We start from the raw sequence: 425 nt of genomic DNA on the forward strand, positions 1-425 counted from the left end.
GCCTCGGTGCGCGACACGAGATTGCCGAACAGGTCGTATCCCGTCAGGGTCACGATGCCGGACGGGCCGTCGGCCACCGGGGGCGAAACTTCGCGGATCAACCGACCCGCAAGATCGTAGGCGTAGGTCCAGGCAGCGCCCACCTCGTTGGTGAACGCTATGCGGTTCCCCAGTGCGTCATACGTGTGGTATTGCTGCCCTCCGAGCGCATCGGTCTTCCCGACGAGCCGGCCCGCACCGTCGTAGGTGTAGCGGGTATGGCGGTCCTGCGCGGATGGCGTGCCGGCCTGCAAGGCATATTCGACGACGTGCTGGAGTTGGCCCGTGCCATCGTATTCGCGGCCAACGACATAGCCGGCCGCATCCACCGTGCGCACGACGCGACCCGCACCGTCCAGCGTCTGCACAGTGACGCGGTCCTGGCC

Annotated in this window: 1 protein-coding gene; it reads right to left on the reverse strand. The window is 67.1% G+C overall.

Going from position 1 to position 425, the window contains the following annotated elements; genetic code table 11:
* A partial coding sequence (locus tag GVL50_RS28540; protein ID WP_159815854.1) for a hypothetical protein occupies positions 1-407 on the reverse strand: 407 nt, incomplete at its 3' end.
* Positions 408-425 lie beyond the last annotated feature (18 nt).

Origin of the sequence: Pseudomonas sp. 18058 (assembly GCF_902706155.1) — a bacterium.
Taxonomy (GTDB): Bacteria; Pseudomonadota; Gammaproteobacteria; order Pseudomonadales; family Pseudomonadaceae; genus Aquipseudomonas; species Aquipseudomonas rustica.